The sequence below is a fragment of the Ruegeria sp. SCP10 genome (assembly GCF_040329495.1).
Lineage (GTDB): Bacteria > Pseudomonadota > Alphaproteobacteria > Rhodobacterales > Rhodobacteraceae > Ruegeria.
In genome coordinates this window covers 54036-67706 of sequence record NZ_JBDZYF010000004.1, presented here as the reverse complement: position 1 = coordinate 67706, position 13671 = coordinate 54036, and the positions used below count along the sequence as shown (strand labels likewise).

14 protein-coding genes are annotated in these 13671 nt (G+C 58.0%); 2 read left to right on the top strand and 12 right to left on the bottom strand.

Features of this window, described 5'->3' with window-relative positions; genetic code table 11:
- Positions 1 to 29: 29 nt before the first annotated feature.
- From ABLN87_RS11615 to ABLN87_RS11605, 3 genes are all read right to left on the bottom strand, one after another.
- On the bottom strand, positions 30 to 1688 hold the full coding sequence (locus tag ABLN87_RS11615; protein WP_353010386.1) for a peptidoglycan -binding protein: 1659 nt from the start codon (positions 1686 to 1688) through the stop codon (positions 30 to 32).
- 3 nt (positions 1689 to 1691) lie between these two features.
- The gene (locus ABLN87_RS11610; protein WP_353010384.1) at positions 1692 to 2870 is read right to left on the bottom strand and encodes a biopolymer transporter ExbB; all 1179 of its coding nucleotides are present in this window, start codon (positions 2868 to 2870) and stop codon (positions 1692 to 1694) included.
- 68 nt (positions 2871 to 2938) lie between these two features.
- On the bottom strand, positions 2939 to 3469 hold the full coding sequence (locus ABLN87_RS11605) for a gamma-glutamylcyclotransferase (RefSeq protein WP_353010383.1): 531 nt from the start codon (positions 3467 to 3469) through the stop codon (positions 2939 to 2941).
- A gap of 66 nt (positions 3470 to 3535) precedes the next feature.
- On the opposite strand from ABLN87_RS11605, the gene ABLN87_RS11600 reads away from it, so the two are divergent.
- On the top strand, positions 3536 to 4537 hold the full coding sequence (locus ABLN87_RS11600) for a DUF2125 domain-containing protein (RefSeq protein ID WP_353010381.1): 1002 nt from the start codon (positions 3536 to 3538) through the stop codon (positions 4535 to 4537).
- On the opposite strand, the gene ABLN87_RS11595 is transcribed toward ABLN87_RS11600, so the two are convergent.
- The 4 genes from ABLN87_RS11595 to ABLN87_RS11580 form a co-directional block, all read right to left on the bottom strand.
- On the bottom strand, positions 4534 to 5379 hold the full coding sequence (locus ABLN87_RS11595; protein WP_353010379.1) for an extensin family protein: 846 nt from the start codon (positions 5377 to 5379) through the stop codon (positions 4534 to 4536). The genes ABLN87_RS11600 and ABLN87_RS11595 overlap by 4 nt on opposite strands.
- Positions 5376 to 6296 (bottom strand): prephenate/arogenate dehydrogenase family protein, encoded by a 921-nt coding sequence (locus ABLN87_RS11590; RefSeq protein WP_353010377.1) that lies wholly within the window; start codon positions 6294 to 6296, stop codon positions 5376 to 5378. The genes ABLN87_RS11595 and ABLN87_RS11590 overlap by 4 nt, the downstream gene beginning before the upstream one ends.
- Positions 6293 to 7378, bottom strand: a complete 1086-nt coding sequence (gene hisC / locus ABLN87_RS11585) for a histidinol-phosphate transaminase (RefSeq protein WP_353010375.1) — start codon at positions 7376 to 7378, stop codon at positions 6293 to 6295. Before hisC ends, ABLN87_RS11590 begins: the two co-directional genes overlap by 4 nt.
- A gap of 64 nt (positions 7379 to 7442) precedes the next feature.
- Positions 7443 to 8858 carry an aminotransferase class V-fold PLP-dependent enzyme gene (locus ABLN87_RS11580; RefSeq protein WP_353010373.1) on the bottom strand — a complete coding sequence of 472 codons (1416 nt, stop codon included), beginning with the start codon at positions 8856 to 8858 and terminating at the stop codon, positions 7443 to 7445.
- Positions 8859 to 8959: 101 nt separating this feature from the next.
- Here ABLN87_RS11580 and ABLN87_RS11575 point away from each other — a divergent pair, with 101 nt between their 5' ends.
- Positions 8960 to 9421, top strand: a complete 462-nt coding sequence (locus tag ABLN87_RS11575; protein ID WP_353010372.1) for an Lrp/AsnC family transcriptional regulator — start codon at positions 8960 to 8962, stop codon at positions 9419 to 9421.
- Between the two features lie 127 nt (positions 9422 to 9548).
- Here ABLN87_RS11575 and rpsD read toward each other — a convergent pair whose 3' ends face one another.
- From rpsD to urtC, 5 genes are all read right to left on the bottom strand, one after another.
- Entirely contained in the window at positions 9549 to 10169 is a 621-nt protein-coding gene (rpsD, locus tag ABLN87_RS11570) for a 30S ribosomal protein S4 (protein WP_353010371.1), read from the bottom strand.
- A 253-nt stretch (positions 10170 to 10422) separates the two neighbouring features.
- Entirely contained in the window at positions 10423 to 10878 is a 456-nt protein-coding gene (locus tag ABLN87_RS11565; protein ID WP_353010370.1) for a hypothetical protein, read from the bottom strand.
- Between the two features lie 127 nt (positions 10879 to 11005).
- The gene (urtE, locus tag ABLN87_RS11560) at positions 11006 to 11701 is read right to left on the bottom strand and encodes an urea ABC transporter ATP-binding subunit UrtE (RefSeq protein WP_353010368.1); all 696 of its coding nucleotides are present in this window, start codon (positions 11699 to 11701) and stop codon (positions 11006 to 11008) included.
- Positions 11702 to 11704: 3 nt separating this feature from the next.
- Positions 11705 to 12445 carry an urea ABC transporter ATP-binding protein UrtD gene (gene urtD, locus ABLN87_RS11555; protein ID WP_353010366.1) on the bottom strand — a complete coding sequence of 247 codons (741 nt, stop codon included), beginning with the start codon at positions 12443 to 12445 and terminating at the stop codon, positions 11705 to 11707.
- Positions 12442 to 13671 carry an urea ABC transporter permease subunit UrtC gene (urtC, locus tag ABLN87_RS11550; RefSeq protein ID WP_353010364.1) on the bottom strand — a complete coding sequence of 410 codons (1230 nt, stop codon included), beginning with the start codon at positions 13669 to 13671 and terminating at the stop codon, positions 12442 to 12444. The genes urtD and urtC overlap by 4 nt, the downstream gene beginning before the upstream one ends.

Here is a 13671-nt window from a genome sequence, read left to right as displayed (position 1 = left end):
CCCTGAGCCCCGCATCGGACAGGCTGAAGCTACCTTTCAGTCAGCTTCAGCTCGATCCGCCGGTTCTGTGCCCGCGCTTGTGGCGTATTGTCTGGGTTTACCGGCTGGAACTCTCCAAACCCGTTGGCTGCAAGTCGGTTCGGTGGGATGCCCAAAGCATCGACCATGTAACGGACGACCGAAAGAGCGCGACCCTGGCTTAGCTCCCAATTGTCGCGATAGCGTCCGGACCCGGCAAGCGGGACGTTGTCGGTGTGCCCGTCCACCCGAATGACCCAATTCAAACCCTCAGGTATTTCTGCGGCCACAGTGCGCAGGATCGCAGCAACTTTCGCCACCTCTTGCCTACCTTCCGGCGACAACACGGCCGAACCCGTGTCGAATAATACTTCGGACGAGAACACGAACCGGTCGCCTTCGATCCGCACGCCCTCCTGATTGCCCAGAACATCGCGCAGTCGACCAAAGAACTCTGACCGGTAACGTTGCAGATCTTCTGCCTGCGCCGTCAGCTCCTGGTTCTGATCCGTCAGTTCCTCGGCCTCGGCCTCAAGCCGGATCCGCTCTGCCTCTTCCAGCAATCGGCGGCGGCGCTCCTCTGAGGCGGCGCGGGCCAAAGCTGCGTTCAGGTCCTGACCGAGGGTCTGAATCTGAATCTCAGCAGCCGTATTGCGTTCTTCATAGTCATCCAACAGCGCCTGCAATGATCCCAACTGACCACGCAAGGCCGCAATCTGCTGGTTCAGCAAAGCAGCCTCGCGCTGTGCCTTGGCAGAAATCGCTTGCTCAGCCGACAGCGTCTCGCGCGCGACATCAAGAAGGGCGGCTTGTTGTTCGACCAGCGATCGCTGTTCTGCCGCGTCTGCCTGCGCCTCAGTCTGGGCATCCAACGCGGCTTCTAGCTGGGCCCTAAGCTCCTCGGTGTCCAGATCACCGAACTGACGTTCCAGTTCCGCGCGCGCGGCGCGCGCTGCGGCCAGCAGTGTCAGGGTTTCTTCGGCCTCTTTCCGCTGTGCTTCAAGCGCAAGAGTCATAGCCGTCAATTCTGCATCGGCATCCTGCAACCGATTGCGCAGATTCTCGGCTGCTGCTGCTTCGGCGAGGCGCGCAGCCTCTTCCTCAGTCAGTTGTTGTTCCAGCTCTGCGATCTGTGCGGCCCGCTCCTCGCCGGTTTGTTCCAGATCGGCAACCAGCGCTTCCAGTGCCTCACGGCGGGCGGCGGCAAGGCGTGCGGCCTCGGCCTGCGCGTCAATTTCCGCGCGACTTTGCGCCAGGGCCTGGTTCAAAGATGCGCTCTGATCTTCCAACGCAGCGATATCCTCTTGCGCCCGGGCCTGATCGGCCAACAGCGCCGCAACCTGGGCTTCAAAATCGGTGATGCGACCCTGCGCTTGGGCCAGATCTTCTTCGGCTTGTGTCAGGGTTGCGTTCAAGGCCCCCAACCGCGCTTGCAAACGGCTGTTTTCGCGTTCTTCCAGACCTAAGGCACCCGCCAGAGCAGCCACTTCGTCCGCCAGTGCGGTCAGTTCATCTTCTTGCCCAGAGATCGTTTCTCGCAGCACAAACTGTACCACCATGAAAATGGTCAGCACAAAGGTCAGAACCATCAACAGGCCCGTCATCGCATCCACGAAACCAGGCCAGACTGAGCCCTGGAACCGTTGACCAGTGCGCCGGGACAGGGCCATTGGTTACTCTCCTTCGTGGGTGCCGCGCACCGCACCGCGAGGAAGTGTCAACGCCTTGACCAGCAATTCGATATCTTTGCGGAATTCATTCATGCTTTCCTGACGACCCGCCGAAATCTCTTCGAGAATGCGCAGCAACTGCACGTCCATGGATCGCAGCCGCATCCGGCTTTCGGCGTCGATGCCTTCGCCTGCACCATGTTCGCGCATGTGATCCAGCAACGCATCCTGCCCAAGCGCCACGCGTTCCAACGCTGCGGTGATCCCCTCATTATCCGTCTGACGCTGGTTCATCTCGCCGATCACGCCGACCAGTTGACCCAGCTTGCCCGATACCTCCGCCCGGTCCTGCTCCTGCGCGGAAAACAGGTCCTGCAACGCATCCATCTGTTCGGACATCGCGTCCAGAACCGGGGCCAGTACCGCGATTTCCGCGCCACCGTCTTCGCCCGAGGCAAAGCCCACACGGGTGATCGATGACAGCCATTCCTCTAGCTCACGATAGAACCGGTTCTGCCCGTGGCCCGCGAATACCTCAAGCAAGCCGACGATCAGAGACCCGGCAAGGCCCAGCAGCGAGGACCCGAAGGCCACGCCCATGCCTTGCAACTGCGCCTCAAGCCCGGTCATCAGGCGGTTAAAGACAGTCAGGCCTTCCTCACCCTCTTGCGGGTTCAGGCTGCGGATTGTGTCGACGATGGCCGGGACCGTGGTGGCCAGACCGAAGAAGGTTCCCAACAGGCCCAGATAAATCAGGACATTGGTGATGTAGCGCGTGATTTCGCGTTCTTCTTCAACCCGTTCCGCAACCGAATCCAGAATGGACCGGGTTGAAGTCGAGCTGATCTGGGACCGCGCGCCGCGTTCGCGCAGCAGCGAGGCTAAAGGCGCCAAAAGTTGCGGTGTGCGCGCATCTTCGCGTACGACCCCACCGACAAACGCCTCGATCCAGCGGACCGATCCGATCAGCTGGGTGACTTGATAAAAACAAGCAATCACACCGATGACGAAGACCATCAGAATGAAGCCGTTCAAATATGGGTTGGCAAAGAAGACCGGCAGCACATAAGGCAGCGCCAGAAACACACCCAGCCCAGCCAGGCCGATTGCGATCAACATCATCACGATCTGACGAATGGGATGCGAGAAATGGGGTCTCGCGCCCTGATGTGCCTGCGCCATGCGCGTGGTTCCTGATTTTGCCTGCTCTGACTTGAAAATAGCGAAATTCCGCCGGTGACGCCAAGGGTTTATGCCCTAATGCTCCGCACCCGTTGCGACAACCACTCAAGATCAGGGTCATGCAGCCCGATCTCGGCCAAATGTTCCGTGGTATTGTAGAGATATTCGGTGTTCGGCCCCCGCCCGCCAATCGCGTGGGCGATGATCTGGGCCTGCTCCTCCAGCGGCATCCCTCCGCAATACTGTACATGATGCGCATCGATCACATAAGTAACGGCATTCACGACGTCGCCATTGTCCAGATGCACATCCAGCATCCGTTCGACATAGGCAGATGAGATCAACTCGCGCTCGCGCAGCTCGTGCAAAGTACGGTCTTCGTGGCCGCCCTCAACGGCCAGAGCCAACCCTTTGCAGTGCGCCTCAGCCTGTTCATCCAGTGCCAGCACAAGGCCCGGATGCTCTTCGGTTCCACGATGATGGATCGAACTCATGCAGAAGGACCGCGCGTAACCGTGCAGCGTTGCAAGCTCGCTGCGGGCGACGGGAAATCCCGGATTCCACAACAGCGATCCATACCCGAATACCCACATCGTCATTGCACTGGTCCTTGCCCGTTTGGGCCTATAAACATCAAATCCGAGGCAGGAAAAAGGCCAAAGCGGATGCGCCGACTGATACGAGTTCTCTTTTTCATCGTCACCCTATGGAGCCTGTATTGGTTTGTTGCGGGATTTGGGTTGCGCAATGCGATCACCAGCTGGTTTGATGCGCAGCAGGCGCGCGGATGGCAATCCGAATTCGCGGATGTCGAAAGCTCGGGTTTTCCCGGACATCACGTCACCCGCCTGAACAGCCCAGCACTGGCCGATCCCGCCACGGGAACCGCGTGGAGCGCGGACTGGGTCGAATTCAAAAGTCCCGCGATCTGGCCCGGTCGCCAAGTCCTGCGTTTTGCCGAAACACCTCAACGTCTGTCCTATTTTGATCAAACCGCGACCATCACTGCTGATGATCTGCAGGCCGAACTACAGCTACAACCCGGCGTGGCACTGGTGCTTGAGAAGATGGCGCTGACAGCAGGGCCCTGGCAAATCACCGATGACGCCGATGCGCTGGCGGGTGGCAATACGCTAAGCCTGATGATGGAACAGACAGACACACCCGAAGCCTATGCGGTCGCCGCGCAGATCGATGGCTTTGCACCGGGTAACGACCTACGCGCACTTATGCATTCCGCCTCATCGCTGCCCCAGCGGTTCGAGACGCTGGAACTGGATATGGTGACCGTTTTTGACAAACCGTGGGATCGAACCGCCATTGAACAGAACCGCCCCCAGCCTGTCGAGATCACGTTGAAACTGGCTGAAATCAAATGGGGTGAGCTTCGCTTGTTTGCGGCGGGGGAACTAGATGTGGATAAGCAGGGCATTCCGACCGGTGAAATCGCGATCAAGGCCGAGAACTGGCGCGATATGATCGCCATGGCCAATGCGGCAGGGGCCCTGCCGGATCAAGCCGTAGATCCGGTTACTCGTGCGCTGAACTTTCTGGCAGGGTTGGGCGGCAATCCAAATGCGCTGGATCTACAGTTGAATTTCCGCGACGGGTTCGTGGCATTGGGCCCCCTACCCTTGGGGCCAGCCCCGCGCCTGATCCTGCGTTAGCGACAATAGGCACCGCTGCGATAACGGGCCGTGTCCAGATGAAAATGATCGCGATGATACCGATCTGAATTTGGGCCCAGAACCGTGCCAAACGGTCCACACGCCCCACGCCAGACCTTCTTGAGCTGCTTTTGCGACGGGTTCTTGCGCCATCCGTTCAGCACGGTCACAACCTCTCCGTCCGCCATAACAAAGCCCGAGATATCAATGGCGCGACCTTTGCCATGCTCTGATATTCGCGCGCCTTTGCGATTGTTGCGGGTGCGACAGGCGTAGTGGGCAGCCACCTGCAACTGCACGACCGGCCCGCGTCGCTTGAAGGTCGGTTTGACGGACTTGTCGACCCATTCGTTTAGTGCAATCGCCGTGCCGCAATCCATCGTCGACGCACGGCTGAGCGTGACACCCGAGACAGAGGTGATCTGTACAGCATCCTTGACCCCGCAGGCTTTGGTCTTGCTGGTCACACGGCCCACAGCCTTGCCCTGTATCGCAATGTCCCCACAGACAGAGCCTTTGCGCAGCTTGCGTTTCTTGAACAAAATCTGCTGTTCCAAAGCCTCTGGCCGCGCATTCGGCATCAAAGAGGTATCAGGGCTGAACAGCGGCAGATCAGAAGGTCGTGCAGCAACGGCGGCGATCTGAGGCGACACAGGTCGCAGGACGGGTCGCATGTTTGTGATACTTATCGGTGCTGCCGTCCGACTGGAAACAGCCGCCAGATCGACGGTGTCTGATGGGCGCGCGATGGGGACCAACGATTGCTCGGGCGCCGACGCGTGGCCAATACCGCACCAGAGTGCGGCCACCACGATTAGAAGGCGCCCTGCAACCGGCCTCATGATCCGATCTTGCCCCGGCCAAAATCTGGTGCGTCCGTATCCTGGCCCGCATCAATAATGCCCCGCCGGATCGCCCGTGTGCGGGTGAAATAGTCGAACAGGTGCTCGCCGTCCCCGGTGCGAATGGCGCGTTGCAAGGCAAAAAGCTCCTCGGTGAACCGCCCCAGAATTTCCAGTGTCGCGTCTTTGTTAGACAAGAATACATCCCGCCACATCGTCGGGTCCGAGGCCGCGATACGCGTAAAGTCACGGAAGCCAGCAGCCGAGTATTTGATGACCTCGGTATCCGTGACCCGACGCAGATCATCTGCAACCCCGACCATCGTGTAAGCGATCAGGTGCGGCGCATGAGAGGTGACGGCAAGAACCAGATCATGGTGATCCGCGTCCATCTCATCGACATTCGAGCCCATACCCTCCCATAACGCGCGCAATCGGGAAATCGCATCCGGATCAGTGCCTTCAACCGGAACCAGTAGACACCAGCGATTGTCGAACAGCTCGGCAAAACCGGACTCGGGCCCGGAATGCTCGGTCCCTGCCAAAGGGTGCGCCGGGATGAAATGCACACCTTCGGGAATATGCGGTTGGACACTTTGGATCACATGCCGCTTGACCGAGCCCACATCCGAGACGGTCGCACCGGCCTTCAAAACTGGCGCAATCTCCTCGGCCACTGCGCCCATCGCGCCGACAGGGACGCAGAGCACCACCAGATCGGCCCCGTCAACAGCCTCGCAAGCTGTGTCACAAACAAGGTCACACAAGCCGATCTTGCGGGCCGTGTCGCGGGTTGCCTCGGACCGCGCATACCCAGTGACTTCGCCAGCCAGACCGGCGCGCTTGATGGCCCAGAACATGGACGACGCGATCAGGCCCAGCCCAATCAGCGCAACGCGGTCATAAATCTGGCTCATGCGGCGCCCTCTTTGAATGCGGTGATCGCAGCAACAACGCGGCGACAGGCCTGTTCATCGCCCACGGTGATCCGCAAAGCGTTTGGCAGGTTGTAGCCTGCAACCCGGCGCACAATCAAACCCTGCGTTTTCAGGTAGTCATCGCAGGCCTCAGCCTCGGCCCTGTCGGCAAAACGCGCAAGGATGAAGTTGGCGCAAGACGGGTCCGAGGACACACCAATCTTGGCCAGTTCCTCACTCAACCAAACACGCCACCGCGCGTTTTCTGACTGGCAGAAGGTTAGAAACTCCACATCGTCTACCGCTGCCTCTGCCGCGGCCAAAGCTGTCAGCGAGAGGTTAAAGGGCTGCCGTACCCGGTTCAGCACGTCGATGATGCTCTGGTGCGCATAGCCCCAGCCAACTCGCATCCCACCCAGCCCGTATACTTTCGAAAAGGTCCGGGTCATGATGACATTCTCATGGGCATCCACAAGTGACGCACCGCCGTCGAACCCATCCACAAACTCGGCATAGGCCCCATCCAATACAAGCAGACAGCTGTCAGGCAGACCCTGCGCCAGACGCTCCAGCGCGTCATTTGAGATCATGGTCGAGGTTGGATTGCCGGGGTTGGTGACAAACACGATCCGCGTCTGGCCCGTGACTGCAGCCAAAATGGCATCTACATCCACCTTGCGGTCCCGCTCGGCCACCATGACCGGTGTCGCCCCGGCCATGCGCGCGATGATTGGGTACATCGAGAATCCGTGCTCGGTATAGATCACCTCATCCCCCGGCCCTGCATAGGCCTGAGCGACGAATTGCAGCACCTCATCACTGCCGACACCGCATATGATCTGCGCTGGGTCCAACCCGTGCCGCGCGCCGATGGCCGTGCGTAGGCTGGCGTGATCGGTGTTGGGATAACGGTGCAAAGTGGCGGCGCTGTCACGTATCGCTTCAATCGCTTTGGGGCTTGGCCCGAACGGGTTTTCGTTCGAACTCAGCTTGATCACATGCTCCACACCGGCCACATGCGACTGTCCGCCCTGATAGAGCGCGATATCCATAATGCCGGGTTGTGGGGTGATCTTGGTCATGAGAGGCTCCGTTCAATGAGCCTCTCATACCTGTCTCAAGGGATTGAGAAAAGCAGCAATTCCCCTATGCCGCCTTGAAACGGGCCGTCGCCGGGTCAGCGTTGTAATAGGGCGCAAACTCCTCGGTCCGGCGAGACAGGTCATTGACGCTCTCTATGATGAACTGAACCGTCTCTTCGCTCATGAGGTAGGAGAAGTTCAAACGCACCCAACCCGGCTTTTTCATTTCTTCCCCGGCTGAAAGCGCTGCATGCAGTTCGTCCGATGCGGCGCGTTCGATCCCCAGCAAACGATGCGCATAAGGCCCCGCACAGGCACACCCGCCACGCGCCTGAATGCCATAGACATCGCTCAGCATCCGAGTGAACAGCTGTTGATGCACGGGTTGACCCGCGTTGTCCCGGATCAGGAACGAGAAGATCGGCAGGCGATGCGCGGCTTCGACCCCCAACAAGGTCAGATTGGGATTGTCTTTCCAACCGTCCAGCGCCATCTGATTGAATCGCTCTTCGCGACGGGCGATTTCGTCAGTGCCGACAACATCCTTGACGATAAAAGCCAGCGCTGCACGGATGTCGCCGATCACATTGGGTGTTCCGGCCTCTTCCCGCACCGACAGATCGTCGCTGTAGTCATGGCGCCAGGGCGACACAAAACGGACAGTTCCACCGCCCGGCCAACTTGGGCAGCGCCGCTGCACCGCGAGCTTGTTCACGATCAAGACACCCGACGCGCCCGGCCCGCCGGGGAACTTATGCGGAGAGACTACGATTGCATCTTTGCGGGCATCTACGGGCCCCATGTCCATCGGCAGGTAGGGCCCGCCCCCGGCATAGTCCCAAACCGCCAACGCACCATGTGCCTTGAGCAGCCGTGTAACCGGATCCGGGTCAGTGATGATGCCCGTGACATTCGAAGCCGCAGAAAAGGACCCGATCACCAGATCAGCATCGGCATATGCCCCCAACGTTTCTTCCAATACGTCCAGATCAATCCCACCGCCCTTAGCCTCGGGGATTTCGACGACCTGCGCCTTGCTTTCCCGCCAAGGCAGAATGTTCGAATGATGCTCATACGGACCAATCAAAACAACCGGCTGCGCTGCGTCCTCTACGCCCAGCAAGTTCACCAGACGATTCAACCCTGCTGTCGCGCCCGACCCGGTGAAGATCACCGCGTCGTTCTCGACAGCCCCCACGATACGGGCAATCTCGACCCGCGCTTCACTGCGCAGCCGCGTCATATATGACCCGCAGTAGGAGGCTTCGGTGTGGCTGTTCGCATAAAACGGCAACACATGCTGGGCCACAAAAGCTTCGACCTGACGCAACGCGCGACCCGAAGCTACGTAATCCGCATATACCAGCGGCACATCCCCATTCAAACCGGGGATCAGAACGTTCTCTCCGATCAATCCGTCGCGCAGATTGGAATTTTGAGTGGTGGAACAGAGTTCCGCTCGAAATCTGGACAGGGTCATGGCATTGCTCCTAGTTATGCCACTAAGATGATTGATCCAGATTGGGGAAAACCACTCTATTTTTGCGTAGTTTTCTTGATATTTGTGTCATATGATAAACTATGACACTAAAATTAGATCAAATAGACACACACATCCTTAAAGAACTGCAAAAAGACGCCACCCTGTCCCAGCGTGAGCTCGCAGACCGCGTCGGACTGTCTCAGAATGCCTGCTGGCGAAGGCTGAAGGCTCTGAACGAAAACGGGGTGCTGATCGGCTCAACCGCCCGGATCGCGCGTGAGAAACTGGGGCTTACGCTTGTAGTATTCGTCATGCTCCGCACGCGTCACCACTCGGCTGACTGGCTGCAGGCCTTCCGACGTCACGTATTGACGATCCCCGAAGTGGTAGATTTCCATCGGATTGGCGGGGATTATGACTATCAGCTCAAAGTCGTCACGCAAGATATGGCGTCTTACGACAAAGTTTATCAACGCTTGATCGAAAAGGTCGAGCTGGACAGCGTCACATCATATTTCGCCATGGAGGCCATTGCTGAAGGGCGCCCGCTTCCCCTCTGATCCAAACTTCATCTGGCCAGAAATATCTCGGGAGAGTCGCGCAGCGGCGGGGGCAGAGCCCCCCTTCAAACAAAAAAAGACCGCGCCAAGTGGCGCGGCCCTTCTGAATTCGATTTAACTGCGAAGATCAGTTCTTCGCGTAGAATTCGACGACCAGGTTCGGTTCCATCATGACCGGGTAAGGCACATCACCCAGGCCCGGTGCGCGCACGAAAGTCGCGGTCATTTTCGAGTGATCTGCGTCGATGTAGTCAGGCACATCACGCTCGGCCAGAGAAGCTGCTTCAAGAACAACAGCCAGTTGCTTCGACTTGTCACGCACTTCGATCACGTCGCCTTCTTTGACGCGGTAGCTGGGGATGTTGACCCGCTTGCCGTTCACCTTGACGTGGCCGTGGTTCACGAACTGACGTGCGGCAAACACGGTCGGCACAAATTTGGCGCGGTAAACGACCGCATCCAGACGACGCTCCAGCAGGCCGATCAGGTTTTCACCGGTGTCGCCTTTGACACGCTCAGCTTCAGCGTAAATGCGGCGGAACTGCTTCTCGGTCAGGTCGCCATAGTAGCCTTTCAGCTTCTGCTTGGCGCGCAACTGCAGACCGAAGTCCGACAGTTTGCCCTTGCGGCGCTGGCCATGCTGGCCGGGGCCGTATTCACGACGATTGACCGGGGATTTCGGACGACCCCAGATGTTTTCGCCCATCCGGCGGTCGATTTTGTACTTGGCAGACGTGCGTTTGGTCACGGCTGATCTCCTTCGTTTTAGTCGAGGCCCAGGGGCCACTGTGAAGGGCGTTGTCCTCTTGAGGTTTCCCCCATGACAGGCATCCCCTTACGGGGGCCACCAACACCAATGAAGCCGCGCTTATATCTGCAAAGAAGGAAGAGTCAACATGCTAATCCGCGGTTCGATGCATCGAACCTGCAAGGCACACACACGCGATGGATCTGTTAGACCAACCCGGGACAAATACATGCAGACAGCAAAGGAAAAAGAGTCAGGACAAACCTGGCTGAGGAAAGCTGACTACGTTCGCATCCGGTGCGGTGCGCGCCAAGGCAGGCGTGGCGTAGTGCGACAGTTCGCTGATCCAAAACAGCTGGTCCCGTGCCGGGCAGCCGTTTTCAAATACAAATGTCGGGTCAACGTCACCCTCTTGCACCACCAAATCCGCACAGAACTGTTGCGCCCCGTTCGACAGAACGACTGAGGCGCAGGTATCGCCCGTAACTTCGCGGATAATGGCAAAACGATCAACAACAGAAGACGAAGCCGCACCCATCGAGCCAACGCGTTCAATGCTTTGCTCTAAGCTTGTGGCCAAAACTGCGGCTTGCCCACGCCAGGACCAAGCCGCACCAACCACCAAGGAATCCAAAGGCGCTGCTTCAAGCTCATCAAGCTCGGTCTGCGCCCATGATATCGCTATTCGGCCCCTATGATCTGATCTCATCTGCCCGCACTCATCCCGAAACACATACTTGTTAACAGTGGCCCTTTATCAATCCGAATTCCGGCAAAAAAGAGACCAAATTCAAACATAACAAAGATTGTTGCAGAAGGGATTCAAATCCGGCTGACTAAACTCTAACCGTCTGCAAGACCTGATCACGCGTCAAGTCTTCCTTTGCACCTTTGATCATGACCTCGCCGCGCCGCAACACGACGAGCCTGTCGGCAAGGTCATAGGCAAAGTCGAAGTATTGCTCAACCAAAACAATTGCCATGGTTTCTGTGGCTCTGAGGTGCCGGATCACGTCCCCGATCTGTTGAATTATGTTTGGCTGGATACCTTCCGTCGGCTCGTCCAACAACAGCAGGCGCGGCTTTGTGATCAGGGCCCGTGCGATAGCCAGCTGCTGCTGTTGCCCCCCGGACAAATCGCCACCGCGCCGGTTTTGCATTTTCTTCAGAACCGGGAAAAGATCATAGATTTCGCCGGGGATGATATGTTCAGATGCCGGTAGGCACGAAAATCCGGTTTCCAGATTCTCGCGCACCGTAAGCAGTGGGAAAATCTCGCGCCCCTGCGGCACATAGGCGACCCCTTTCAACGCCATCCGATGCGCAGGCAAAGCGCCCACAGACTCGCCATCCAATTCTAACTTGCCTCCTGAACGTGGGTGCGTGCCTGAGATAGCTTTCATCAAGCTGGTTTTTCCAACGCCATTGGTTCCCATGACACAGGTAACTTCACCTTGCCGGGCTTCCATGGAAATCCCGTTCAGGATTTGAGAATGCCCGTAGTGCAACGTTAGATCGGTCAAATTCAACATCAGTTAGCGCCCCAGATAGACGTCGATCACGTCCTGGTTGGATGTCACATGATCAAGGCTGCCTTCAGCCAGAACCGAGCCCTCATGTAAGACAGTGACTTTGCAGTTCAGACGCCGAACAAATTCCATGTCATGTTCAACGACCACGACGGCACGGGTTTTGGCCGCATTGACCAGAATATCGGTTGTGTGTTCGCGTTCTTGCGGCGTCATGCCAGCGGCGGGTTCATCGACCAAAAGCAGACGCGGGTCCTGTGCCAGCAACATGCCAATTTCCAACCATTGCTTTTGACCATGGCTCAGCTCACCTGACTTGCGGTCGAGGTCATGGCGAAGGCCAATTTCAACCGCCAATTCTTCGACCTTCTGCAAATCGTTTGCAGCGGGGCGATACAGCAGAACACCCAACCATCCGCGTTTGTTCTTTAATGCCATAAGCAGGTTCTCCTGCACCGTCTGATCCTCGAACACAGTCGGTTTCTGGAATTTTCTGCCAACTCCCACCTGAGCAATCTTGGCCTCGCTCATCCGCAGAAGCGAGACGGATTTTTCGCCCCAGATCACACGACCTTCGTCGGGCCGAGTTTTGCCAGTCACGATATCCATGAACGTCGTTTTCCCGGCCCCGTTTGGGCCAATGACGGCACGCAACTCCGCCTCACCGATCCGGAAGGAAAGGTTGTTGATGGCGCGGAACCCGTCGAAGGTGACAGAAACGCCGCTCACCTCAAGCAAAGTGCTCATTCCGTAGCCTCCTTTTCACGCAATGCCCCATCATCGGGGCCAAGGGCCGAGCCGTGCCGGTCTGGGTGGTTTCGCTTGGCCCAAAGGTCAAACAAGCCTCCGATCCCTTGTGGGGCGAACAGCGTGACCAGCACAAAGGAAACGCCCAACAGGACCTGCCACCAATCGACCCATTTGATCGTATAGAACCCAAGAGAGATGTCTGGCGCCTGCCCACCGGTGAACCACGTGCTCAGCAGGCTGACGAAGGCGGCGCCGATAACTGCGCCGTACAAACGTCCACGCCCACCGATAGCGACCCAGACGGCCAGATAGATCGAGGCGATCGGGGCCATCTCCTCGGGGTTGATGATGCCTGCTTGTGGGTAGTAGAGCGCGCCTGCAATCCCGGCGATACAGGCGGTCAGCGTGAAGACCGTAAGTTTATAAACTTCGACAGAATACCCTAGGAACCGAACCCGCGCCTCATTGTCGCGAATGCCCCTGAGAACCGAGCCGAACTTGCCCGATACGATCCACGCGGCCGTCATATAGCCCAGCCCCAGCGCCAGTGCGGATGCCCAAAGAAACCAGATCGATACCACATCCTGAGATGCGCTAATTCCGGGTAGGTTCTGAAGGCCCGACAAGCCGTTGTTCCCGCGCAATCCACTGTCGTTCTGAAACAGGTAGAGGGCCAGCGCCAGCGTCATGGCTTGGGTCAGGATCGAGAGGTAAACGCCCGTCACCCGGCTGCGGAAGGCCAGCCAGCCGAAGATCAGCGCCAGAAGTCCGGGCACCAAAACGACCAGTATCAGTTGCAGGGTCAGGCTATGGGAAAAGGCCCAGATCAACGGGAAATCCGACGATCCGACCACGCCAAAAATCTGCGTTCCGATGGCGTCCACGACCTCGGTCGGGGTGGGAGGGATTTCAGTTTGTGACAGAGACTCGACCACGATCAGACGTGTGCGTTCGTACATCAGCCACATGCCGATCATGTAACCTCCTAGCCCGAAGAAGGCGAAATGCCCCAGTGAAAGGATACCGGTAAAGCCCCAGACCAGATCCATAGCTACGGCAATCAGGCACAGGCACAGGGTCTTGCCCAGCGTCTTGACGAAACTGGTTGATATCACGCCGATTCCGAACCCTTCGGACAGGACGGTTACGCCCAAAGTGAACAGCGACAGGATGGCCAAAAAGACAAGCACCGAGGGGTTCTTGGCGACAAAGCTGCGTTCCAT

Bases quoted from the DNA above. Each gene is read 5' to 3' on its own strand.
- ABLN87_RS11615 (WP_353010386.1), bottom strand. From the start codon at position 1,688: ATGGCCCTGTCCCGGCGCACTGGTCAACGGTTCCAGGGCTCAGTCTGG.
- ABLN87_RS11610 (WP_353010384.1), bottom strand. From the start codon at position 2,870: ATGGCGCAGGCACATCAGGGCGCGAGACCCCATTTCTCGCATCCCATT.
- ABLN87_RS11605 (WP_353010383.1), bottom strand. From the start codon at position 3,469: ATGACGATGTGGGTATTCGGGTATGGATCGCTGTTGTGGAATCCGGGA.
- ABLN87_RS11600 (WP_353010381.1), top strand. From the start codon at position 3,536: ATGCGCCGACTGATACGAGTTCTCTTTTTCATCGTCACCCTATGGAGC.
- ABLN87_RS11595 (WP_353010379.1), bottom strand. From the start codon at position 5,379: ATGAGGCCGGTTGCAGGGCGCCTTCTAATCGTGGTGGCCGCACTCTGG.
- ABLN87_RS11590 (WP_353010377.1), bottom strand. From the start codon at position 6,296: ATGAGCCAGATTTATGACCGCGTTGCGCTGATTGGGCTGGGCCTGATC.
- hisC (WP_353010375.1), bottom strand. From the start codon at position 7,378: ATGACCAAGATCACCCCACAACCCGGCATTATGGATATCGCGCTCTAT.
- ABLN87_RS11580 (WP_353010373.1), bottom strand. From the start codon at position 8,858: ATGACCCTGTCCAGATTTCGAGCGGAACTCTGTTCCACCACTCAAAAT.
- ABLN87_RS11575 (WP_353010372.1), top strand. From the start codon at position 8,960: ATGACACTAAAATTAGATCAAATAGACACACACATCCTTAAAGAACTG.
- ABLN87_RS11565 (WP_353010370.1), bottom strand. From the start codon at position 10,878: ATGAGATCAGATCATAGGGGCCGAATAGCGATATCATGGGCGCAGACC.
- urtE (WP_353010368.1), bottom strand. From the start codon at position 11,701: ATGTTGAATTTGACCGATCTAACGTTGCACTACGGGCATTCTCAAATC.
- urtD (WP_353010366.1), bottom strand. From the start codon at position 12,445: ATGAGCACTTTGCTTGAGGTGAGCGGCGTTTCTGTCACCTTCGACGGG.
- urtC (WP_353010364.1), bottom strand. From the start codon at position 13,671: ATGGAACGCAGCTTTGTCGCCAAGAACCCCTCGGTGCTTGTCTTTTTG.